A 22,063-nucleotide genomic window follows, 5' to 3' on the forward strand; every position below is an offset into this window, starting at 1 on the left:
TCAAGAAAATACTCAATTTTCATTACTCACTACTTTGAAATAACCCATAAAATAGTCCTCAAATCGTTTCAATAGCGGATGCATTTTTTCCGCATAGAGCACATATTGACATTTTTGAATACTTTGGGTGATGGACATTATAGCTTCATAAGATGATTTTTGCGTTAGAAACCCAGCGTCGTCGATACTGAGTATTTTTAAATCGGCAATACTTACCCCATTGGTCAAAAATAGCTTGTTCATACTTTTGGGCGTAGAAATAAGAATATCGACCCCCATGGCGATTTCTGATTTTTGTACATCATTATGAAGTTCCTCATAGCCCACGTACACCCGTAAGGAGGTATTTTTGGTATAAAAAAGAAAAGCCTCATATAGCTCCATCGCAATTTCCTTATTCTCTACTAGCACTACCGCCCTTGGGGCATTTCCACTTTCCTTACATTTCAATTTTTGCATCGTGGTAATGATAAGGGTGGTGGTCTTTCCGCTGTCCTTGGGTGCCACACAGTAAAGATTGGCACCACTTTTAATTATAGGAATGCTTTCAGTTTGAAAAGGAGTAGGCGTAGTTATTTGCAGTTGCGCTAGCTGCTCTAGTATAGCTGCATGGAGTTTTTTAAAGGACATATAAATTTTTATAAATGAAAACCGAGGGCACTGTAATTTTACAGTAAAGATAGTGCCTATTAATGACATAGATTTTTTAGATGCATATCATACCCCTGGGAAGGTAGGAAAGGGAATAGTTTAATAAAAATAAATTCTTTAACAAGAAATAGGGAGGTGGTCGGGTTAATTAGCCGTACATTCGCATTGTAACAGCTAGTGAACTTATCTTTTTTTAATCTTCGCAAATTTTAATTAATCCTTCGCTTCCTTCTATAATTTAACAGTCGTAGTGCCATAGGCGCTTTTAGGTACAAAGCCAAAAAAATTAATCAGGTTATCCTTCTTTACCGTTTTGAACAATTTGCCCCACACCACGCCATATTCTATCCATGGTAAAACCCATTTAGGTTCTATTCCAGGTTGTTGAATACCAATAAGTCAATAAAAATGAGTACTAATAATCCCAGATTTCCCAGGGAACTGAATGCTACCTTCTCCAAAACATTGCGCAGCAAGGTAAGCGCCTATTTTAAGAATAACAATACAAACAGAAATGCCAATGGCGCTATGGTAACAAAGACCATAGTAATGTTGAGCCTTTTCTTCGTGCCACTTATAATCCTTTCTACCGGTATAATTAGCTCGGTATGGTTGCTTTTTTTGGCTTATTTGATCGCAGGCCTTGGAATGTCGGGTATCGGGATGGGCATAATGCACGACGCCATTCACGGCTCCTATTCCAAAAATAAAAAACTAAATACCCTTTTGGGCTACAGCTTTAACCTTATAGGTGCAAACGATGCAGTTTGGAAAGTACAGCACAACTTCCTTCACCATACCTTTACCAATATTGAGCACGCGGATGATGATATTAACGCGCCTTTTTTTTTAAGGTTTTCGCCCCACGCCAAGCACTATTGGCTGCACCGATTTCAGCATATCTATGTATGGTTTTTTTATGGAATTTCCACCTTATCGTGGGTTACCGCAAAAGACTTTATAAGACTTAAACGATACAAGAAGATGGGGTTCTTTAATAAGAAACACGAATTCAGTAAGGTGCTGATGGCGATGATAGGGTGGAAGCTACTTTATTATAGCTATGCCCTCCTATTGCCGATGATAATGATACCCTTGGCGTGGTGGATTATACTGCTGGCTTTTGTCAGCATGCATTTTGTAACCGGACTTTTGGTGAGCACGGTATTTCAGGTAGCCCACATTATGCCCGATAACGAATTTCCTTTACCCGGTACGAAAGGAAATATGAGCGATGATTGGTACAGCCACCAGTTTAATACAACCACCAATTTTGCTCCAAAAAGCAGGTTCTTGTCGTGGATGATAGGGGGGCTCAATTTCCAGATAGAACATCACATCTTGCCGGATGTATGCCATGTACACTATAAAAACCTCACCAAAATTGTATCGGAAACTGCGGCGGAATACGGTATGCAATATAATGTAAAGAAAAACTTTGGACAGGCAATTGTGGCACATACTAAAATGCTCCGTTTGCTGGGCAGGCCACAGTTGGCCATTAATTAATAAAACAGAAATATAATAACAGAAATAATGATAAAGATATTTATAAATAAATTAATGAATATTAATAAAATAGAAACAATGAAAGAAGGAACAGTAAAATTTTTCAATGAAGCCAAAGGTTTTGGTTTTATAAAAGTAAAAGGTTCAGAACAAGACATTTTTGTCCACTCCACCAACCTTATTGATAATATCCAGGAGGATGATAATGTATCGTTTGATGTAGAAAAAGGCGACAAAGGTCTTAGCGCGGTAAAAGTTAGATTGCTTTAAGAGAGAATCCAAAGCAAAAGGAAAAAACCATCTTAACGGATGGTTTTTGATTTTTATAATCTTTTTAGTATTGCTGAGGCGTGAATTGTGAGACGTGAGACTTGAATCGTTTCTTAAATATTTTGTCCTTCGCCCTTGTCGTTCTTAGCTCGTATTTCTAATTTCTACTTTCAAATTTCGTAATTCGTCGCCCGTCGTTCTTCACTTTAGGGTTCAAAAATAAACTGAAAATAATCTACTTTTTCTTATAGGGAGATTCCTTCACATCATCCGATTCACCATAACCCACCGGATCGTTGGATTCTGGAACTTTTTTGGGATTTTCCTTTTTAGGCTTTTTTACCGATTCTGGATTGGAATTCGGTTCTTGGGGACTGTCCTGCTTTTCTATATTTTGCTCATTCTTATGTTTGGGGTCCAAAATGGGGGTTTTCTTATCTTTCATACTGTTTTCTATTTTAGAATTTTTTCCAATTATTCTTCTTCCTGCTTATCTTTTTTTGCACCTTTTCCATCCGTTTGCGATTTTGGGTTTAGGTTATCGTCCTTTGCGATTCCTTTAGCGTGGGGGATGGGGTGTTTTCCTTGTTTGTCTTCAAAATTTGGTGTTTTCATAGCAATTTGATTTTAAGTTATTTTAATACTGTTTTCTACAATATTTATACAAGCTATCAAATTCCCGGCGCTTTCCCTTGCTTGCTAACATTATTTAACAAACAATTCCTTCTTGAAAGTTAAAATGTATGGCCCCTTTATTGACTTAAAAGTATTTTGCACAGTTTAGTTGTAAACAAACAAAAAATAAATTTCCCTGCTACCGTACCTCCCAGTATGAAAAATTGGTGCTCAGCCTGAGGTGAGTGTCTCAAATCTATATCCCGATGCTTAGGGAATAAATTGCATTGTACACAATTTCTTGCCGGCAGTGGCCCAAATGCCTTTCCTCAAATAGGGGACGAAAGCAGGAGGAAGTAAAATAAACCATTTGCTTACTTTAAATACTGGATCAACAAGGCAATAACTACGCTTATGGCAAGCCCTATGTTCACCTTTCCAAAATCCTTGGCAATGATGATATAGGTATATTTAATTTTTTTCTTGTTCAACAAATAGGTTATAGCTAATTCCCTACCGGCAAGAATACCAATAAAGACCCATGTTGTGCTCATAGGTATGGAGTTTAGGTTTCCGAATACAAATAAGAAAATACCATAAATCAAATCGATAATTGTAGCAGAACGAATATTGTTGGTATTTGATTTTTGGTTGACTATCTCTTGAATTTTACCGCCTCTTTTTCTAAAGATATAGGCCATTATTAGAAGAATACAGCCTAATGAAACCAGTACCTGCTCTAGGGAAAGTTTTCTGGGCAGAAAAACATAAATATTTGCAAAATCTTGGATCAGCCATTGCGACCATAGAAAGCCCGTAGAAAACCATTGTGCCACCAACCAGTAATGTTTTTTTCTGTGCTTATCCAGTTTTGACAGGGATTGATTGGTTTCCAATTGTTTTGAAACAACCACATAAACAATAATGGCAAATACAAATGCAAGGGCATAACCATAGACAGATTTTAAGATCATTTTTTCAATAACTTGCCCTGTGGAAAACACACTTAAAATCATAAAAGTGGTACTAACAGGAACCCCCAGACGCGTTATGGCCAATAAAGCGGCGGGAGCCAAAAGATACCACCATTCCAATTTTTCCGGAAACGGTATATTGTTTAATCTGCCATAAGACACATCACCCTCATGAAAATACCATCCGTACAAAAGGGTGACAGATAAAATGCCAATGGCAAAAAGCCAGAGCCACCACCATTTTACTTTAAAGTTGGAAGAAATAAAAGTACCAAGTGTTTGGATAACATCGTTGGCAATCACTGAATAAGCCGCAATAATAAACCCAATATAACCAATAATTAATTCCATAGTATGCCGTTTAGCGCCCCGCAAATGTAGTAGGAATTGGGTTTTAAATAATGTGACGCAGGGCAAATTTTTTTCTATAATATTTGTGAATTTATTAACAAGCAATTGTCATACATTTATCCCCATAATTATCAACAATGTTGGGCTTTAGAATATTTATTTTCAGCCTTTTTATCTGGCTATCCTTTGTAGCTCCAACACAAAGCATTGGATTGCCTTCCATTGAGGAGAATCCATCAGAAATTTCCGTTTCGGCCAACGAAGCAAACAACAACGCCTTAATAGTTGACGGTTATTTTAAAACCCAGTATAGCAATGGGGCATTAAGAACTTTTAAGGTACCCTACAGCCCTTCGAATACTTCGTTGCAGCTTTTTATAGCCAAAAGCTATACTCATAAGCTTAGGTATTTTGAAATAGGGAAAAGCATCCCCTTGAGGCTGACTTCCCGAACGATTATCTTTCCCTTTCATTTTTATACATAAATACATCTTTATTATTTTTTTAGCTGTCCCCCAATCTCTGGGAATACAGCCCCCTACAACCAGTTCAGTTTAAAACTTAAAAAATAATAATGATGAAAATATCAATGTCCACAATTATCATAATTACCACCTTGTGCTGTGTGTTACCGTATTTATGGTTTGTAATTATTGCAAGAAATAGTACCAATAAGTTAAAAAAACAGATCAACAATGCCGTAAAAAAAGAAAACCTGCTATTTAGAACAAAAGAACAATGGAGCAACCATTTTATAGGAGTAGACGACGTCCAGAATACCCTACTGTTTTTAAGCGCAAATTCCTTGAAAACTCCCTATTTGAAAATAAACCTCCAAGATGTTAAGAGCTGTCAGATAATAAAGAAATCAAGAAATTATAAAAAGGAAATGAAAACGGAGACTGAATTACAGTCGTTGGATCTAGAAATCTCTTTTTATAGCAATAAAGAACCCTTTATGCTTAACTTTTATGATATGAATGATGAGTTTGCCGAAAATTTTGAGATGAAGCGAATAGAAAAATGGCAAGCGTTGATTCAGCAGAAAATCCTGAGCTTACAGGTAAATAGAAGGGCCGCATAATCATTGCATTTCAAGATAGACTGCCAATCAAGCCATAATTCATCAAATACATGATAAGTGTATTTATGGATTTTGGCTTGCAAGTGGCAATCCTAAAATGTGGGAAGTTTTAATAGGGGCACAAAAGCTAAAATTAATCCTTTGGTTGCTCGAACACTTTTAATACATCGTGACTATGGAAGTACTAAATAATCTAATAGATTTTGCGCTAAATATAGATCAACAAGTATTTCAATTGGTTTTTGAATACGGCATCTGGATTTACGTTGTTCTATTTTTAATTGTTTTTATGGAAACCGGGCTTGTGTTTATGGCTTTTTTACCGGGAGACGTATTACTCTTTACTGCAGGTGCTTTTTGCGCCGGAGTGCAAAATGATATGGGGCAAACTGCCGAATTAAATCTTGGTATTATTCTATTGTTATTGATTATGGCGGCGATTCTTGGTGATGGATTGAATTATTATATTGGGAAAAACATTGGCCTTAAAGTATTACAATGGAAAATAAGAAATAAACCTCTAGTACATCCAAAGTATATATTGAAAACCAATGAATTTTATGAACACCACGGAGCAAAAACTATAATTATAGCCCGTTTTCTGCCAATTGTCAGAACTTTTGCGCCATTTGTTGCAGGTATTGGCGCAATGGCATATTCTAAATTTTTGCGTTACAACGTGATAGGTGCCCTTATTTGGGTTTTGAGTTTAGTTCTTCTAGGCTACTTTTTCGGAAATCTCCCGTTCGTGAAAAACAATTTTGAAGCCGTAGTCGCTGGAATTATAATTCTTTCCTTGAGCCCCCTGCTTATGGAAATTGTTAGGACCAAAATTAAAAAGGTAACCGCCAATAAAAGTAAGCAGCTTACGACCAATAAATTTTAATAGCTATACAAGGGTTGCAATTGAAAGGCTTATTGCGAGGCCGATAGGGTGTGGCAATCTTTTGAGACTCGTTGCTATCATGATCTGAACTATACCTGAACAGATTAACTAGGTTGAATCTTCGATTTGCTTCAGTCGCTCCTTGGGGTCGCTCCTTCACAATGACTTCTCGACTCCTCACGAGGCAGGCTAACCAACTGAGGACGGCTGTTCAGAGTCGTCATTCATGGGGATGCGTTCAGGGTTAGAATAGGGGATAATGTGACGGGATGGTGTAGATTTTATATGTATTTTGTTTATTTAATACGCTATAAACATACTATATATACGCTGTAGATACGCTGTAGATACGCTATAAATACGCTATAAATACGCTTTAATATAGTTTGAATTAAGTTGAACCCAAGATGTTTTGTATCTGAGTGTATGTTTAAACTATACTATTATGGCAAAGCAAACAGGAAGTATTAAGTTAAAGGGAACCATTGGGGATATCAATTACTACAAATCCAACAACGATGGACATCTTGCTCGCGCGGCTGGGGGTGGGTTTCAAAAGGGTTCCATGCACAAGGAAAGCATGGTGCGAACCCTGGAAAATGCCACTGAATTTGGACGGTGCAGCAAAACAAAAAGGGTTTTCCGCATTGCTCTTGCTCCCTTTTTATGCGTGCGTAAGGATGGGGAGCTTCACGGACGGATGATGCAATTGTTTACTCAGATAAAAGATCTGGATCTTGTAAATAGCCGGGGCAACAGATGTGTGGGTCGCGGAGTGGAAACGCCTTCTGGAATTCAGTTACTTGATAGTTTTGCTTTTACTCCTTCTTGTATAATTTCTGAGGTTTTGGCGGCTTCACTGCATTATGATTTTGATTCCCGAACACTTAGCGTTACGAATTTTGACATCAAAAATGTTGATTTTCCTGCTGGGGCAACCCATATGGCGCTTACATTGGGACTTTTGCATTTTGATTTTGATACTTTAGGCTACCAACTAAAGAACAGTGTACCGCTATATATTGGCAAGGATTACAGCGCTACTTCCTTTGAGATGCAGACGGATTTGCCTGAGATGGAAGGGACGGCTGTGGCGGTTTTGGGAGTGAAGTTTTATCAGAAGTTAGAAAGTACATATTACTTATTTAAGAGTGCGAATGCCGTGGGGGTGGAGGTTTTGGGAGTGAAGGGTTTGACTGCGCTCAAGACAAGCTTCCACAATTAGCAATTATCAGTTCTCAGTTTTCAGTTCTCAGTTCTCAGTTCTCAGTTTTCAGTTCACTGTTTTCAGTTCTCAGTTCTGAGTTTTCAGTTTTGGGTTTAGGTACCGTTTTTGCGAGGCCGATAGGGTGTGGGAATCTTTTGAGATTGGTTGCTATCATGATTGGAACTATACCTGGGCAGGTTGCTTTTTATTAGTGTTTTTTCTTTTTTCCTTGATGAACCCTTCGACTGCGCTCAGGGCAGGCAAGAAACAAAAAAATCAAGGCTTACGAATCCGCCTTCCTCTCGCTGCGCTCATCGGAGGCGATAAAATTTCTTTATTTCCGGCGCAAAAATAAAGCCTTGGTGGTGCTATGATTATTATTAGATTATTTAATGTTTTGTACTTGCAACCACATTTTTAGATAAGAAGGATTTTTGCTTAATCCTCCAATAAATTCATTTTCTACGGAATCTTTTCGAAGGCCAATACTTTTCAATTAGCAATTAACAATTAACAATTAGCAATTAGCAATTAACAATTATCAGTTATCGGTTTTTTTTGTGTTTAGCTTTTAATGTTGTGAACAAAAGTCTTTGCGAGGCAGATAGGGTGTGGGAATCTTTTGAGGGTCGTTGCTATCTTGGTTGGAACTACACCTGGGCAGGTTAACTACGTAGAATCTTTGATTTGCTTCAGTCGTAAACTCCTTCGCAATGACGTTTGCGATGATTTGCAAAACTGGTCATTGCTAGCTTTGCGGAGCATTCTCTTGGCGGGTAAGCATTACCCGCTATAAACATTCAAAACATTTGTGCAGTTCCTTGGGTACATCCGCATCTTCTGATCCCTTTAAAGGCTGGGTGGGATAATCCTTGCTTTGCAGCACCTTATAAAATTCCAAAGCATACCGATCCAAATTCTTACGCCGAGCAATTAAAATTTCCCTTATTTCCTGGCCGTGCAATTGATAAATTTCCTGTGGCCAAGTGGCTAATGCTTGGTCTATAGCCGCATCTGTTAAATGGGTTTTGATATATGCTGCCTGCGCCTGGAATGTTTCCTTTGGTACCCCCTTTAAAAAATAGATATCAAAAGGATATACCAGCCCGGGCATATAATCTACTTCCTCGTGAAATGGACGCAATCGTGGCTGTACATTTTTGGATGCAATAATGCTGGGTAACAGGCCGTCAATGGTAAAAAAAGCATTGTCCCTATCACTGGCAAGGGGTATGGCGATATAGCGGTCATTCTTTTGTTGCAAGAACCATCCCCATTGCTTGGCGTGGCGATCCCAATCGCCTATTACGATATCAAAAAGCCTGTTTCTCACCAGCGCCGGGGTATCGATATGTAATTTATCCCGGTGTTTGAATTTTTGCTCCTGTAATTCCTCCGTGTCGATTATAGATATAATATTTTCAAACGCTGACCAATTTTCTTCACCTTCGGTTTCATATTCCAGCCAGTACAATTTATTGCCAAAGCCTTCATTGTATTTTCCCAAAGCCTTTTGGTTAGGAATAAATACCAACCGCGGGTGTGTATGTGGCAAGTGGACCGCCTCAGCCAGTTTTGCCACAACCATGGCTCCATAAGGATGCTGGGCGGTAATGCCGTCAATTATTAAATTCTCAATTCCCAAGGTTTTGGCGAATTCAGGTATGAGGGGTTCAGGATCTTTGGCAACACTTCGTAAGGTGTAAACCACATCTTTGCCATTTTTAAGGCGTAACGATTTAGTTTGTTTTCCACCTCCTTTTTTTATTATTGTTAGCCCTCCATAGGTACGGTCCAATAGAAGCACAGGAACCTTTACCGGGACTGCCCATTCCGCTCTGTATTGCTCACCTTGCATAATCTCTTTTAGCAACGCGCCCTCATACATGGTTGCCGCAGCCACGCTAACGCTATCCATATTTTTAAAATTTAAGGTTTCCACATTTTGTTTTCCCACTAACACATCAGTGTGGCCGGTATCGGGATGACTCCATAAGGAGAAGTAAATTATGGCGATAATAAATAAAATAAGGCCGAGTAAAATCAGTATTATTTTTTTCAAATCTGGGTATTTTTTTAAGGTAATAAAAGATTATAATAACAAACAACTAATTCAATACTAGCCTAAAATAATGGAATTTGACATCTTTTTCCAAAGCACGTCTAAAGGTTTTTAGACACCTTTAATGTGTCTATAAATTAAATAGGGGAGTATGGTGGCTCCCCTGTTTATTGCTGTACATTATGCGGGAATTTTATCTGCAATATCCATTCGGTCCCAATTGCGGTGTTTTTTTATGGCATCCTTAAATGCCTTGGCGTCTGCATTTATCAAAACCGCCTTGTCATCGGTATGCTTTCCGGCATAGGTATCTTTTAAAAAGTCTTCACCTTCATTATCCACAGCTATTGCTTTGCAATGTTTAAAAGCCTCATTTACGAATTTGGTAAATTTGGCATTTTCCCGCAAGGTTTGGATTGATTTTTTCCCGCCGGGAATATAAACGGCATCAAAAAGTACGCTTTCGGTGGTCATAATGGAAGCGTCCACCGTATGCTCCATATTTTTATCGCATTTTATACTTCCGCCCATAGGGGCTATGATTTTTAGCACCGCTCCGTCTTTCTCGGCAAGGGACTGCATTTTTTTCAGATTGGCCATACTAAAACCATCTGCGGCCAATACCGCAATCTGCCGGGTAGCAATGCTGTCGAATTTGGTTTTCGCCTGGCTCAGTGCAGGAGATTCATCCAAGTAATTCTTTTTTGTGCCCGGTTGGTGTTTTTTTACATCGGCATCGGCCCCAATAGCTTGGTTAATAGGTTTCTCAATATTTTTTGGCACCTTTAAGCCCAAACCTTTGGCAACCTGTGAGGCAAGATCGCTGTCAATCTGCTTTATTATCCAAAGCATTCGCTCCTTGATGGCCTCCTGTTTACATTTTCCCAACTCAAAGGTATAGGCATCCGCAACATGCTGTTGTTCCCATTTTGATAGGCTGCGATAGAATAGGGCAGGTTGTGAAAAGTGATCGCTAAAGCTCTCGCTACGGGTCCTGATTTTTCTAGCATCTATTCGTTCCTCATAACTTGTAAAAGCACCTTCTGCCATTTTTGAAAGGTGGGGGCACCCTCCACTGAGCATATTTGGGAAATAGGCTGTTTGTCCGTTCGGGATTTCCATTTGCATGTGGCCGTCCCTTTGGTTGTTATGATTATCTACCACCGGTCTATTGATGGGGATCTGGTGAAAGTTTGGGCTTCCCAATCGCGATAATTGCGTGTCGCGATAAGAGAACAAACGGCCTTGGAGCAACGGATCGTTAGTGAAGTCGATACCCGGTACAATATGCCCGGGTAAAAATGCTACCTGTTCGGTCTCCGCAAAAAAGTTATCGGGATTTTTGTTCAATGTCATTTTTCCAATAATCTTGACGGGTACCATTTCCTCGGGGATCAATTTGGTAGGATCCAGCAGGTCGAAGTCGTATTTGTGTTCGTCCTTTTGCGGTACTATCTGTACGCCCAGTTCCCATTCCGGGTATTGGCCCGCTTCAATGGCTTCCCATAGATCGCGGCGGTGGAAATCGGAATCGGCTCCGTTTATTTTAACTGCCTCGTCCCAAGTTACGGAATGTACTCCCAAAAGGGGCTTCCAATGAAACTTTACAAAATGCGATTCACCTTTGTCATTGATAAAGCGAAAAGTGTGGATTCCAAAACCTTCCATCATTCTATAACTGCGGGGAATGGCGCGGTCGCTCATCACCCAAATATGGTTGTGGAGGGTTTCGGTGGTATGGCTTACAAAATCGTAAAAGGTATCGTGTGCCGAAGCGGCCTGAGGAATTTCATTGTTTGGTTCCGGTTTTACGGAGTGGATGAGGTCCGGAAACTTCATGGCATCCTGGATAAAGAAAATGGGCATATTGTTTCCTACCAAATCCCAAGTACCTTCCTCGGTATAGAATTTTGTGGCAAATCCGCGTACGTCACGGGCCAAATCTGGAGAGCCCTTGGAACCCGCAACAGTTGAAAAACGTACGAATACGGGCGTTTTTCGCTTGGTGTCATTAAATATGCCCGCTTTGGTATACTCAGGGATGGGTTCGTATAATTCAAAATACCCATGAGCTCCGCTGCCACGTGCGTGTACTATGCGCTCCGGAATTCGCTCGTGATCAAAGTGGGTTATTTTTTCACGCAATAGGAAGTCTTCCAATAGGGTAGCGCCCCGTTCCCCGGCTTTTAATGAATTATTGGTGTCGTTTATCTTAAGACCTTGGTTTGTTTTCATGGTAGCGCCTTTTACTTCCCAGGTGTCCTTTTGTAGGTCTTCAATTTTCTTGGATTGTTCGTTGGTGTTGGTTTTCTTTTTCATGGTTTTTATTTGAAGATTGGCTTTTTTCTAAAATTAGGCAATTTAGGAAATGGGGTAGCATAAAGGTTTCTTAATTTTTAAAGGTGTTGGTGGAACTGCCTTGTTTTTTTGAAATTCTTGAATGGTGTCCTACTTCAGCTTTACAAGCACTGTAAAAATAAATGGAAACCATAGCCAACATGAGGGCAATGCTCCCAATAACAATTATGGAATATTTTGTTTTTTTGGAAATAAGCCAACCCTTTGTAGTATTGGATAACAACATACACTTTAGAAAAAATTTTAGGGGCGGGTAAGTAGGTGGTTAAAAGTAGGAGGTAATATCCATGCACATTGACCCATATCGGGATTTTATTAACATAAGTGATAAATATGTAATATATGGTCCACAAATTACAAACGATGCTATTCTTAATTGTGTGGCATCCAGTTTTGATGCCTTTCTTCTTCAAAAAAGCCCGCCGTCCTCTCGCTCTGCTTGTCGGAGGCGATAAAATTTCTTTATTTCTGGCGTAGGGATGGCTTTAGGCTTTAGGCTTTAGGCTTTAGGCTGTAAGCTGTAGGCTTTTGTGAATTAGGTTGGATAAAGATTTTTGCTTCATCCTCCGATTTATCTGTTGTCAGTTCTCAGTTCTCAGTTGTGAGTTTAGGTACCGTTTTTGCAAGGCCGATAGGGTGTGGGAATCTTTTGAGGCTCGTTGTTATCATGATTGGAACTACACCTGGGCAGGTTGCTTTTTCTTAGTGTTTTTTCTTTTTTCCTTGATGAACCCTTCGACTGCGCTCAGGGCAGGCAAGAAACAAAAAAATCAAGGCTTACGAAAAGATTCCTGAAAATTTCTTTATTTCCGGCGCAAAAATAAAGCTTTGGTGATGCTAGGATTATTATTAGATTATTTAAGGTTTTGTAGTTGCAACCAAATTTTTAGACAAGAAGGATTTTTGCTTAATCCTCCAATAAATTCATTTTCTACGGAATCTTTTCGAAGGCCAATAATTTTCAATTAACAATTAACAATTAGCAATTAGCAATTAACAGTTATCGGTTTTTTTGTTTTTAGCTTTTAGTGTTGTGAAGAAAAGTCTTTGCAAGGCCGATAGGGCGTGGCAATCTTTTGAGGGTCGTTGCTATCATGATTGGAACTACACCTGAACAGATTAACTACGTTGAGTCTTCGGTTTGTTTTAGTGAAACTTTTATTAAACAATTAAACGTTTTAATTATCCCAGCTGATATATGTCATAGTATATCTATCCAACAAGCCTTAATTTACTTCCTTATAAAAGCATAAAAAAATGAAAGGAAAAACAGTTATCATTACAGGTGCAGCTTCGGGAATTGGAAAAGCCACTGCAGCATTGTTTGCAAAACAAGGTGCTAATGTCGTTATCTCAGACATACAGGAAGAGGAAGGAAAAGCCACTATGGAAAGTATTGTTGCAAACGGAGGCAAAGCTTCATTTTTTAAAACAGATGTTGCCAGCCCTGAAGAAATGGAAGCATTGGTCAATTTTGCGGTTAAAACGTATGGCGGGCTAGATATTGCTGTAAATAATGCTGGTATTGGGGGAGAATTAAATCCCATTGCCGAGATGAGCTTAGAAGGCTGGCAAAAGGTAATAAACATCAACCTAAACAGCTTGTTCTATGGAATGAAATACCAGATTGCTGCCATGCTAAAAAGTGGGGGTGGGAGCATCGTAAATATTTCCTCCATCTTGGGCGCTGTGGGCTTTGGTGGTTCTGCCGGCTATTCAGCAGCCAAGCATGGGGTTGTTGGCCTTACGCAAACAGCCGCCTTGGAATATTCCGCACAAAATATCCGTATAAATGCGGTTGGGCCCGGTTTTATTGAAACCCCCTTATTGAATGTGCTGGATGCTGAAATGAAAGAACAGCTTGTTGCTTTGCATCCCATAGGTCGTCTTGGCAGAAGTGAAGAAGTGGCCGAGTTGGTTCTTTGGTTGGGAAGTGACAAATCATCGTTTGTTTCGGGTAGTTATTATCCGATAGATGGGGGATATTTGGCGAGATAATTTTTCAAAAGAAAGAAACAATAGTCTGATTTTAATGTTAATAGAAATATCGAAATTGATGGGAATGCGAAAAATAATTAGCGACATATTATTCAGTCTTGTTTTAGGAGTGATCACGCTGCACGCTGTTATTCCGCATCCACATTCAAACGAATTAACGGAAGAAGAGCATTTTGAAATTCACAAAAATGCAGATTCATTAGTTGGATTTTTAAGGCTGACTTTCCATGAGATTGAGGATAATACTTTAGACAATCCCGTTTTTACCCAAGATGAAAATATTAAATCAATAGAGGGTAAGCATACAAATTCTACAGCTTCCTTTGTTTATAGCTCCCTATTAATAATTGAAAATGCTGAAACTGCAATAGCTCCAGCATGGAAAACCGATAATTTTATAAAATTACTTATTGTTAAACCCAATGGATTAAGAGGCCCACCGCAATTAATTTAATCTTTTCGGTAAAATTTAATAATAACAATCTTTTAAAATATAAAATTATGGATGCAACCCACCTTCATTTAATATTGACACATTTCCCTATAGTGGGAACAATCATTGGAATTGGAATTATGGCTTATGGGCTATTCTCCAAAAATGATGCAATAAAAAAAGTAGCTTTGGTAACTTTTGTACTAATGGCTATTCTAACAATACCTGTTTTTTTAACAGGCGAAGAGGCCGAAGAAACCGTTGAAAATATAGCAGGAATTTCTGAACAGCTTATTGAAAACCATGAAGAACTTGCAGCAATAGCAATATGGTTCATGGGTATTTTAGGGGTATTATCTCTTATTACCTTTTTTGCAATCTTTAAAAAATGGGGATTTGCAAAAATTTTAAGTATAAGCACGCTAATTGTTTCATTAGGAACCTTTGGGATTTTTGCGCAAGTTGGAAATACAGGAGGTGAAATTAGACATTCTGAAATAAGAACAACTGCTATAAACAATGATACAGGGGTATTTAATAATGGTGAAAAGCAGGACGAGGATGATGATTAATTAAGCAATGCTCACGTGCGGGTATAAACACAATAGCGGTTTAGCGATATACGTCTGAACCGCTATTTGTGTATATAAATTACTCGTTATGTATTATGTAAATTTCATCGATTTTTACGCTAACCCTCGTTGGTGCGCTATAGTATCGCGTTCCAACGTGATTATTCTTCTAGCTTACAGCCTAAAGCTTATAGCCTATAGCAAAAATTATTATATTTGGTGTTCTCCCCGATTTTCAATGAACAATTAACAATTAACAATGAACAATTAGTAATTAGATAATTGGATTGTTGGATGGTTGGACTATATCTTAAAGCTTAAAGCAAAAAGATTTATATTTGATATTCTTACCAGTTAAAATGTACGCTGTGATGGTTTTCCGTAATGAATAAATAATGTATTGACTTATATTTGAGGTTATAAAACAAACTAATTGCGTACAGGTGCGGGATAGCAGCAATAGATCATGGCGTATATACACATGTTAGCAAACAGATGAAGAACGTCTCCGCTTCTTTTCGTCTGCATCGTATCTTAAATGGCATAATTGGCACATAGCCTTTAATCTATCGTCTGTTATATCTTGATTCGTTTCATCGTGGTCTAAGTGAGCTATAGTCAAAATAACTTTTACCGTTTTGGCTTCCATTCTCATATAATCGCCATAACTTAATTTCTCCCAAACAACCTTCTTATTTTTTTTGTAAGAGTGAACAATGCTATAGTTTTCAAGTCCACAATTTTCACACTTATGGTTCGCTCTTTCTAAAATTCTTGGTCTAATTTCAGTCAGCCAATTCTTAGGATATTTTTTGTAATCTACTGGCATAATAAATCCGATTTGCTAACACCACCTATACACCATAAAGCGATTAAGGTTAGTGCTAAGATAAAACATTGTGCTACACTTTACGGTGCATAGCCAAACCGTTGTATGCAATGAGAAAAATAAAGGTCGATTAGAAAAAGTAATTCAAAAAGTGGATAACCAAATATCAAAAGAACATTATGGATAAAACACTCTCATTTAGACCAATCCTTTTAATTGGTAGACCAATCCTTTTAATTGGATTATTATTAATTGTTGGTTTGTAAGCTTCCCTTAAAACCGAACTGTTTAAAAGTAGAATAATTATCTTAAATTTAAACAGTATTATGAGACGAAGTAAATTTTCACCGCAACAGATTGCAAAGATTTTAAAGGAATTCGACAACGGAAAGAGTGTTGACCAGATTAGCCGTGAGCACGGTGTTGCCCCTGCGACCTTCTATAAGTGGCGCTCCAGGTATGCCGGAATGAACTCCAAAGAGTTCAAGCGCCTCAAGGAGCTGGAAGAAGAGAACGCCAGGCTCAAACAGATGTATGCCACCTTGGCCCTTGACCACCAGATGGCCAAGGAGATCATCGAAAAAAAGCTCTAAAGCCCTGCAGGAAGCGAACCATTGCCAAAGAACTTATTCATTACGGCATCTGTAGGGCGTGCCGTGTACTCAACATGAGTAAGAGTGTTTATTATTATAGGCCTTTGCCCAAGGATGACAGCGAGATAGAACAGGCCTTACAACAAAAGGCAAAGGAACATTCAGAGGAAGGTTTTTGGAAGGCCTATGACCGGTTGCGCGAAGAGGGAAAACCCTGGAACCATAAGCGTATGCACAGGGTCTATGTGGCACTGGGGCTCCCCTTGCGCAGAAAGGTGAAGAAACGTTTGCCTGCCAGAACAAAAGAACCCCTGGAGGTTCCAAGCGAGCTCAACCAAACCTGGAGCATGGATTTTGTAACAGACGTCCTAGAGAACAAAAGGCGCTTTAGGGCATTTAATATAATCGACGATTTTAACAGGGAGGCACTCCATATTGAGGTCGACTTCTCCCTGACGAGCAACCGCGTGGTCTGGGTGCTCAACCACCTTATCAATAAAAAAGGCAAACCAAAAAAAATACGGATGGACAACGGCCCTGAGTTTATCGCCAAGATCGCCTCGGAATGGAGCATGATGCACGATATCGAGTTCAAGTATATACAGCCAGGGAAACCCACGCAAAATGCGTTCGTGGAAAGGTTCAATGGGAGTTACAGAAGAGGGGTACTAAACAAATACATCTTTGAAGACATAGACCAAGTAAGAGAACAGACGCATATCTGGATGCACGATTACAACCATCACCGCCCACACGATGGGCTGGGTAAAATCCCACCAATAAAATATGCGGAACTTAATTCTCTTGGGGCTAGCCCCAAGAGAATTAAAAACAATAAGTTTGTAGAAGTATTAGAAGAATGAGCAGTTCTAATTAGGGGAAGCTTACACCCTAGCCGCCGTTTTAATCGCTGTACAATGTCCGGCAATTGCTGGTTGTCCTTTCCATCCGCGTGGTAGGCCCTTATATCGCTGATCACGTGGTGGGCGGTGTCCACGCACAGCTGGCTCAGGTAGTTGAGCTTCCGTGCCTTGCCGGGCTTTACGCTGATGCGGGCATCGGGATCGGTGGGGCTGTAATGGGTCTTGTTGCTGGTATATTTACTTCCCTTGTTTCCCGCTCCGGGGCGCTGATCTTGGTCTTTGTTCCAGCGTTTGTTTCGTGAGGCAATGGCATTGAGTTCCTTCCCGTTGGCGGTAATAGTACGCTGGCCTTTATCTGATCTATCGCCCTTGCTTTTGCGAAAGGGCTTTTCTTTATCCATTGCGCTTATGTGGCGAACCTTACGAAGATGTGATTCCAGCTCTTCTTCCGGAACCTTCAGCTCCAGACTGTCCATAGAGGCATTGGCCTTGACCGGGGCGCTGTCCACCGTCTGGGTATGGCCGCTGACCATCCCTACATCCACGCAGAGGGTGAAGACCTTGGTGAACACTGCTTCAAAGACATCCTCGGGAAAGAGTTGCCGCGTACGGCTGATGGTAGAGTGCCAAGGGAGTTGCTCGTCTATCCCATAGCCCAAAAAGTAGAGGATATCCAGGCGCATCCCGCAATGTTCCACAAGCTTGCGGTCGCTGGTGATGTTCTCCAAATAACCAACCAGACAAAGCTTGAAAAATACGATCGGGTCGATGCTCTTTTGGCCGCTGTCGCCATAAAAGTCCCTTGTAAGTGCATATAAATAATTCAGGTCCAAAGCCGATTGTAGCCGACGGTAAAAATTGTGCTCCGGAACGCGCTCGCTCAAACGGAAATCGTTGAAGAGCTTTTCTTGGTAGATCTTTTTTCCTTGCATACCATGAAATTACGGAAAATCCTTAACTTGTGCAACAGGCACAACGTGTAAGCGCAATAACGGCTGAATTTCCTAATCGGAAATTCAACTCGTTTTGCTAAATTAGGTGCGTCAGTAACGGGAAAATACTCGCGTATTTTCCCGTTACTGACGCTTACACAAAACCGTTTTAGCACATTTGATCAATCAATGAACAGAATACTTTTCATAATTATTACACTTTTGTTTTTGACAAGCTGTAACGAAAAATCTTTCCGCGTGGAATCGACATTTGACAACGGTAATTATGAAATAATATATCGACCACTTTCTGACACAATTATTAACGGAAAAAAATATAACAGAAAATTCAAAATAAAGTTTAACGAAAAGGAAGACACTTTACGAAAAGGAATCTATATGAATGAGATGGCTCTTGGGGAACATTCATTTTATGAAAATAATAAGCTAATATGCAAACGGAATTATATTGTTCCAAATCCCTTCTTCATAGATATTGACAATAAAAATGAAACAGTAGATTTCAGCGCATTTAAAATCCGACCAGACTCTACCTATTTAAATACTGCAATATATTTTGACTCAAATGGAGATTCAATTATTAAAAAAAGTCATCTATATCGAACTAAATTTTACGATGAAAAATGGAATGTAGATGATTCTCTAAAAGTTGATTTTGAATTTTATTATCCAGGTTACGAAGTTGTGAAATCAGACTTATATTTCATTGTTCCACAAGACACATCAATGATTACACTTGCCTTTGATGCTGACAAAGATTATACTTTTACCAGAAAGATATTGGACAAAAAACATAATAAAATTGAAGGACTTGTGGAATTTGTAGCATTTGATAAAAACAAAAAAGCCGGAGATTCGACTGCTTATGCGCATAGAATAATGTTTATAAATGAAAAATTTAATATTGAATAAAAAACGTGCTACAACAATGCATAACCGCACTTTGCTCCGCCTGTTCGCACTTCGTGCTCGGGTCGGCGGATTCGACTGCGTCCGAATACACGCGTAATTGCTACCGGCGGTGCTTATCCGAAAAACATTAAATTTAATCCCGTACCTGCGGTTATACTAAACGTTGCCCTCAATATGAAAAAAATCATTTCGCAAAATAGAATTACAGTATTGTTGATTTTTTCATTACTCTTAATTATTATTTTTCCTTTGATTTTGATTTTTGATTCAAAAAGTCTTCAGGATTCTCGTGGTATTGGTATTATAGTAACCTTTGTAACAATATTTGTAGGACTTGTAGGACTATCCATAGATTTTCTTTTGTTTAATTTCATTAAAAATAAATTGATATTAAACATTATAGAATTAATTATGATTTTAATGTTCTTATATACATTTTGGCCAAGATAATTCAATTATGGAATAAGAATAAACTGTTTAGGGAATAAATTGCGGATGAGATTTTTGACCTTTTTTACAGAATGAAATTAAACAGAAAATGAGAAAAATACTGTGGGCAACAAAGATCTAAGTTAAAAACCTAATCTATTTTCTACAATTTCGACATAAATTTCTCGTCATAAGGCAGTCCACTCTTCGCGATTGCGAATGGCAGTTTCCTTTGGGACTGTTTACTTCTTTATATTTGGTATTCTCCCCACTTTTCAATGAACAATTAGCAATGAACAATTAGCAATTAGATAATTGGATTGTTAGATAATTGGATTGTCGGATGGTCGGACTCTTGCCTAAAACTTACAGCCTTAAGCAAAAATTATTATATTTAGTATTCTCCTCTTTTCCCTCTGGAGCTTTATACAAAGGAGGGCGGTTAAAATGCTTCCCAAGGCTAGAACCTATGCTTTCCTTATATTTGAAATTGATAAATAAATATAGGATGGGGTGCAAGTGCTATAAATAAGTTATACTATTTTGTTAATTTGTACAAGTTGTCATTACCTTATTTTAGGCTTGTTTGTGTTCCCAGTTAAATTTTGGGGCTGTATATAGAACATCGATGAACGTAAAACTTAATAATTTATCACTATGACAAAAAAGGAAATGGCAAAATCATTTCTGCAAATGGCAGGAAACGGAAAGGTAAATGAGGCCTTTGAGAAATTTATTTCAAATGACTTCATACACCACAATCAATATTTTGAGGGAAACCGTGAGGCATTGAGTGAAGCGATGGTGGCGGATCATCAAACAAACCCCAACACAAACATTGAAATTAAGTATGTTTATGAAGATGGGGATACGGTAATCACGCATTCTCTGGTTGAAAAGCAAACAATGGCTATTGCGGTAATACACATCTTCCGGTTCAGTGCTGATAAAATAGTTGAATTGTGGGATTTGGGACAGCCTATTGAGAAAGACTTACCAAACGAAAATGGATTGTTCTAATAAAAATTCTATTGCCACCAAGTACCTCAGCTAAGAATCGACTTTTCCTCCGCCGCCACAAAAGTATGTTTCATTCCTCTTAACACAGACTTCTGTATTAAGCAATGTTAAAGTAAAAGGCCTGTCTATGTAGTACCTTAAGAATTAAAAATTTGATGTTGAAGTAGTGTACGCTCGCTTAAAGCTTATAGCCTACAGCTAAGCCTCCAAAATTTAAAAAAAACTTGCAAACCGCCCCTTCAATATTGTATATTTATATTTTTAACGGCTATCCGCTACTGTATTTATAGGCATGATTATAATTCCCACTCGCGTATTCCGATTGCAAGCCGATTGCAAGCCGATTGTAAGCCGATTGTAAGCCGACCGTATGCCGACTCCATGCCGATTGCCCTCCATAGATGCTCCCTACATACCTTATAATTAAGCTATAAATTCTTTGACCTTATTGGAACATAATCCATTTTAAAGGCACAGAGCATGTCTGAATTATTCCCTTTTCTGTAATTGACAATAATCCCGGAACCCAAAAATATTGCTAAACCTGCACAATTTTATTTCAACAATTTTTTGAATGCTGCCTCCCTTTGCGTGAAGTAATTTGTATCTATCACATCCGTTGGGGTGTAGTTGGCTTCATATTGTTTCCGAATGGGATCAAAATTGGAAACATCCAGCGTATGCAATACATCGCTTGGCTTTGTGTTCAATTTGCTGTCTGTATAAGTAATAATACGGGTATTTATTGCTATAAGCTCCCATTGGTATTTGTTGCTTGGCACAGCGGAAAAAGTCATTTTCTGTATCCAGTTGCCTGCCTTATCAAATTCATATACATACTTAAAAGCAAGTTTTGAAATAAAATAGGTATTGTCAACGGGCACGTTGTTTTCATAGGAATAATAAGTTTCCGGATAATTGTATTGCACCGTTCCCAACAGCCGCTGGTTTTTGTCATATACCTGCTCCGGTTTCTGGATGCCATTTTCCGTAATATAACAATAGGTAAGTTGGTTGCTTTTGGTTTCCAATGTTTTCTCCATTCCTTTCTTCTCATTCTTGAGTTTTATTACTTCTCCCTTGGCATTTTTCTCCACAACGGGATAGTCGAACAACAATCCTATCGGGGTATCATATATCTTATAAGGACCTGACTTCCCAAAGAATTTTACGGGCTGCCCATACTCGTCCATCAATTGTTTGGTCAATTCGGTATGGTTATCATCGTAAATATATTGGGTAATTGTAGGTGTATTGTCTCCAGTATATTCAAAGGTTTCTTGTACCACATACCCCTTGGGATCAAATTGGTATGTGTTCTTTCTTGCCCTTGGTTTATGAAAATTAACATATTCGGTTTCCTCAATTTTTGTGACCGTCGTATTGTTAAGCCCAAAATGCGAAGTGTGGCATATTTGCGCCCGCAGGCCAAGGGCCACCAAAAGAAATAAGCTGATAAGGAGAGTGTTTTTGTTCATAATTGAAATGTATCTT

At 38.8% G+C, this 22,063-nt stretch carries 20 protein-coding genes and 1 pseudogene; 12 read left to right on the plus strand and 9 right to left on the minus strand.

Going from position 1 to position 22,063, the window contains the following annotated elements; translation table 11 throughout:
- Nucleotides 1-12: 12 nt before the first annotated feature.
- On the minus strand, nucleotides 13-630 hold the full coding sequence (locus JK629_RS12485; protein WP_202335951.1) for a DEAD/DEAH box helicase: 618 nt from the start codon (nucleotides 628-630) through the stop codon (nucleotides 13-15).
- A 429-nt stretch (nucleotides 631-1,059) separates the two neighbouring features.
- Here JK629_RS12485 and JK629_RS12490 point away from each other — a divergent pair, with 429 nt between their 5' ends.
- A complete protein-coding gene (locus tag JK629_RS12490; RefSeq protein ID WP_202335952.1) occupies nucleotides 1,060-2,160 on the plus strand; it encodes a fatty acid desaturase family protein in 1,101 nt (366 codons plus the stop codon).
- Nucleotides 2,161-2,238: 78 nt separating this feature from the next.
- On the plus strand, nucleotides 2,239-2,430 hold the full coding sequence (locus JK629_RS12495; RefSeq protein WP_202335953.1) for a cold-shock protein: 192 nt from the start codon (nucleotides 2,239-2,241) through the stop codon (nucleotides 2,428-2,430).
- Nucleotides 2,431-2,665: 235 nt separating this feature from the next.
- On the opposite strand, the gene JK629_RS12500 is transcribed toward JK629_RS12495, so the two are convergent.
- The 3 genes from JK629_RS12500 to JK629_RS12510 form a co-directional block, all read right to left on the minus strand.
- Nucleotides 2,666-2,875 (minus strand): hypothetical protein, encoded by a 210-nt coding sequence (locus JK629_RS12500; protein WP_202335954.1) that lies wholly within the window; start codon nucleotides 2,873-2,875, stop codon nucleotides 2,666-2,668.
- Between the two features lie 29 nt (nucleotides 2,876-2,904).
- Complete coding sequence (locus JK629_RS12505; protein ID WP_202335955.1) at nucleotides 2,905-3,045, minus strand: hypothetical protein; 141 nt, start codon at nucleotides 3,043-3,045, stop codon at nucleotides 2,905-2,907.
- Nucleotides 3,046-3,419: 374 nt separating this feature from the next.
- Nucleotides 3,420-4,370, minus strand: a complete 951-nt coding sequence (locus JK629_RS12510; protein WP_202335956.1) for a hypothetical protein — start codon at nucleotides 4,368-4,370, stop codon at nucleotides 3,420-3,422.
- Nucleotides 4,371-4,507: 137 nt separating this feature from the next.
- On the opposite strand from JK629_RS12510, the gene JK629_RS12515 reads away from it, so the two are divergent.
- The 4 genes from JK629_RS12515 (at nucleotide 4,508) to JK629_RS12530 (ending at nucleotide 7,565) form a co-directional block, all read left to right on the plus strand.
- Complete coding sequence (locus JK629_RS12515; protein ID WP_202335957.1) at nucleotides 4,508-4,855, plus strand: hypothetical protein; 348 nt, start codon at nucleotides 4,508-4,510, stop codon at nucleotides 4,853-4,855.
- Between the two features lie 89 nt (nucleotides 4,856-4,944).
- Complete coding sequence (locus JK629_RS12520; protein WP_202335958.1) at nucleotides 4,945-5,454, plus strand: hypothetical protein; 510 nt, start codon at nucleotides 4,945-4,947, stop codon at nucleotides 5,452-5,454.
- Between the two features lie 175 nt (nucleotides 5,455-5,629).
- On the plus strand, nucleotides 5,630-6,340 hold the full coding sequence (locus tag JK629_RS12525; protein ID WP_202335959.1) for a DedA family protein: 711 nt from the start codon (nucleotides 5,630-5,632) through the stop codon (nucleotides 6,338-6,340).
- Between the two features lie 445 nt (nucleotides 6,341-6,785).
- Complete coding sequence (locus JK629_RS12530) at nucleotides 6,786-7,565, plus strand: hypothetical protein (RefSeq protein ID WP_202335960.1); 780 nt, start codon at nucleotides 6,786-6,788, stop codon at nucleotides 7,563-7,565.
- Between the two features lie 772 nt (nucleotides 7,566-8,337).
- Here the strand turns inward: JK629_RS12530 and JK629_RS12535 are convergent.
- Both JK629_RS12535 and JK629_RS12540 read right to left on the minus strand, forming a co-directional pair.
- Complete coding sequence (locus JK629_RS12535) at nucleotides 8,338-9,609, minus strand: hypothetical protein (protein WP_202335961.1); 1,272 nt, start codon at nucleotides 9,607-9,609, stop codon at nucleotides 8,338-8,340.
- A 180-nt stretch (nucleotides 9,610-9,789) separates the two neighbouring features.
- Nucleotides 9,790-11,928, minus strand: a complete 2,139-nt coding sequence (locus JK629_RS12540) for a catalase (RefSeq protein ID WP_202335962.1) — start codon at nucleotides 11,926-11,928, stop codon at nucleotides 9,790-9,792.
- Between the two features lie 1,296 nt (nucleotides 11,929-13,224).
- Between JK629_RS12540 and JK629_RS12545 the strand changes: the two genes are divergently transcribed.
- The 3 genes from JK629_RS12545 to JK629_RS12555 all read left to right on the plus strand — a co-directional run bounded on the left by JK629_RS12545 (nucleotide 13,225) and on the right by JK629_RS12555 (nucleotide 14,970).
- Nucleotides 13,225-13,965 carry an SDR family NAD(P)-dependent oxidoreductase gene (locus JK629_RS12545; RefSeq protein WP_202335963.1) on the plus strand — a complete coding sequence of 247 codons (741 nt, stop codon included), beginning with the start codon at nucleotides 13,225-13,227 and terminating at the stop codon, nucleotides 13,963-13,965.
- Between the two features lie 64 nt (nucleotides 13,966-14,029).
- Nucleotides 14,030-14,419 carry a hypothetical protein gene (locus tag JK629_RS12550; protein WP_202335964.1) on the plus strand — a complete coding sequence of 130 codons (390 nt, stop codon included), beginning with the start codon at nucleotides 14,030-14,032 and terminating at the stop codon, nucleotides 14,417-14,419.
- A 47-nt stretch (nucleotides 14,420-14,466) separates the two neighbouring features.
- Nucleotides 14,467-14,970 (plus strand): hypothetical protein, encoded by a 504-nt coding sequence (locus JK629_RS12555; protein ID WP_202335965.1) that lies wholly within the window; start codon nucleotides 14,467-14,469, stop codon nucleotides 14,968-14,970.
- Between the two features lie 484 nt (nucleotides 14,971-15,454).
- Here the strand turns inward: JK629_RS12555 and JK629_RS12560 are convergent, their stop codons facing one another.
- A complete protein-coding gene (locus JK629_RS12560; protein ID WP_202335966.1) occupies nucleotides 15,455-15,799 on the minus strand; it encodes a hypothetical protein in 345 nt (114 codons plus the stop codon).
- A 326-nt stretch (nucleotides 15,800-16,125) separates the two neighbouring features.
- Between JK629_RS12560 and JK629_RS12565 the strand changes: the two genes are divergently transcribed.
- Nucleotides 16,126-17,255 (plus strand): IS3 family transposase gene (locus JK629_RS12565; RefSeq protein ID WP_202335967.1). Its coding sequence is split into 2 segments (ribosomal slippage): nucleotides 16,126-16,387 and nucleotides 16,387-17,255, totalling 1,131 coding nucleotides; the frame shifts between segments, so codons are not numbered across the junction.
- Nucleotides 17,256-17,284: 29 nt separating this feature from the next.
- Here JK629_RS12565 and JK629_RS15705 read toward each other — a convergent pair.
- A pseudogene (locus JK629_RS15705) lies at nucleotides 17,285-18,187 on the minus strand (transposase); the annotation flags it as partial.
- Between the two features lie 258 nt (nucleotides 18,188-18,445).
- On the opposite strand from JK629_RS15705, the gene JK629_RS12575 reads away from it, so the two are divergent.
- Together JK629_RS12575 and JK629_RS12580 are read left to right on the plus strand one after the other, a co-directional pair.
- Nucleotides 18,446-19,120 (plus strand): hypothetical protein, encoded by a 675-nt coding sequence (locus tag JK629_RS12575; RefSeq protein WP_202335968.1) that lies wholly within the window; start codon nucleotides 18,446-18,448, stop codon nucleotides 19,118-19,120.
- 1,086 nt (nucleotides 19,121-20,206) lie between these two features.
- Nucleotides 20,207-20,569: a nuclear transport factor 2 family protein gene (locus tag JK629_RS12580; protein ID WP_202335969.1), complete on the plus strand. Its 363-nt coding sequence runs from the start codon at nucleotides 20,207-20,209 to the stop codon at nucleotides 20,567-20,569.
- Nucleotides 20,570-21,123: 554 nt separating this feature from the next.
- Here JK629_RS12580 and JK629_RS12585 read toward each other — a convergent pair.
- The gene (locus JK629_RS12585; RefSeq protein WP_202335970.1) at nucleotides 21,124-22,047 is read right to left on the minus strand and encodes a hypothetical protein; all 924 of its coding nucleotides are present in this window, start codon (nucleotides 22,045-22,047) and stop codon (nucleotides 21,124-21,126) included.
- Nucleotides 22,048-22,063 lie beyond the last annotated feature (16 nt).

The sequence above is a fragment of the Aequorivita iocasae genome, assembly GCF_016757735.1.
In the GTDB taxonomy this organism is placed as follows: domain Bacteria; phylum Bacteroidota; class Bacteroidia; order Flavobacteriales; family Flavobacteriaceae; genus Aequorivita; species Aequorivita iocasae.

Coding starts and splice junctions, on each gene's coding strand:
- JK629_RS12580 (WP_202335969.1), top strand. CDS start 20,207: ATGACAAAAAAGGAAATGGCAAAATCATTTCTGCAAATGGCAGGAAAC.
- JK629_RS12485 (WP_202335951.1), bottom strand. CDS start 630: ATGTCCTTTAAAAAACTCCATGCAGCTATACTAGAGCAGCTAGCGCAA.
- JK629_RS12530 (WP_202335960.1), top strand. CDS start 6,786: ATGGCAAAGCAAACAGGAAGTATTAAGTTAAAGGGAACCATTGGGGAT.
- JK629_RS12540 (WP_202335962.1), bottom strand. CDS start 11,928: ATGAAAAAGAAAACCAACACCAACGAACAATCCAAGAAAATTGAAGAC.
- JK629_RS12490 (WP_202335952.1), top strand. CDS start 1,060: ATGAGTACTAATAATCCCAGATTTCCCAGGGAACTGAATGCTACCTTC.
- JK629_RS12510 (WP_202335956.1), bottom strand. CDS start 4,370: ATGGAATTAATTATTGGTTATATTGGGTTTATTATTGCGGCTTATTCA.
- JK629_RS12520 (WP_202335958.1), top strand. CDS start 4,945: ATGATGAAAATATCAATGTCCACAATTATCATAATTACCACCTTGTGC.
- JK629_RS12525 (WP_202335959.1), top strand. CDS start 5,630: ATGGAAGTACTAAATAATCTAATAGATTTTGCGCTAAATATAGATCAA.
- JK629_RS12500 (WP_202335954.1), bottom strand. CDS start 2,875: ATGAAAGATAAGAAAACCCCCATTTTGGACCCCAAACATAAGAATGAG.
- JK629_RS12550 (WP_202335964.1), top strand. CDS start 14,030: ATGCGAAAAATAATTAGCGACATATTATTCAGTCTTGTTTTAGGAGTG.
- JK629_RS12505 (WP_202335955.1), bottom strand. CDS start 3,045: ATGAAAACACCAAATTTTGAAGACAAACAAGGAAAACACCCCATCCCC.
- JK629_RS12515 (WP_202335957.1), top strand. CDS start 4,508: ATGTTGGGCTTTAGAATATTTATTTTCAGCCTTTTTATCTGGCTATCC.
- JK629_RS12545 (WP_202335963.1), top strand. CDS start 13,225: ATGAAAGGAAAAACAGTTATCATTACAGGTGCAGCTTCGGGAATTGGA.
- JK629_RS12585 (WP_202335970.1), bottom strand. CDS start 22,047: ATGAACAAAAACACTCTCCTTATCAGCTTATTTCTTTTGGTGGCCCTT.
- JK629_RS12555 (WP_202335965.1), top strand. CDS start 14,467: ATGGATGCAACCCACCTTCATTTAATATTGACACATTTCCCTATAGTG.
- JK629_RS12495 (WP_202335953.1), top strand. CDS start 2,239: ATGAAAGAAGGAACAGTAAAATTTTTCAATGAAGCCAAAGGTTTTGGT.
- JK629_RS12560 (WP_202335966.1), bottom strand. CDS start 15,799: ATGCCAGTAGATTACAAAAAATATCCTAAGAATTGGCTGACTGAAATT.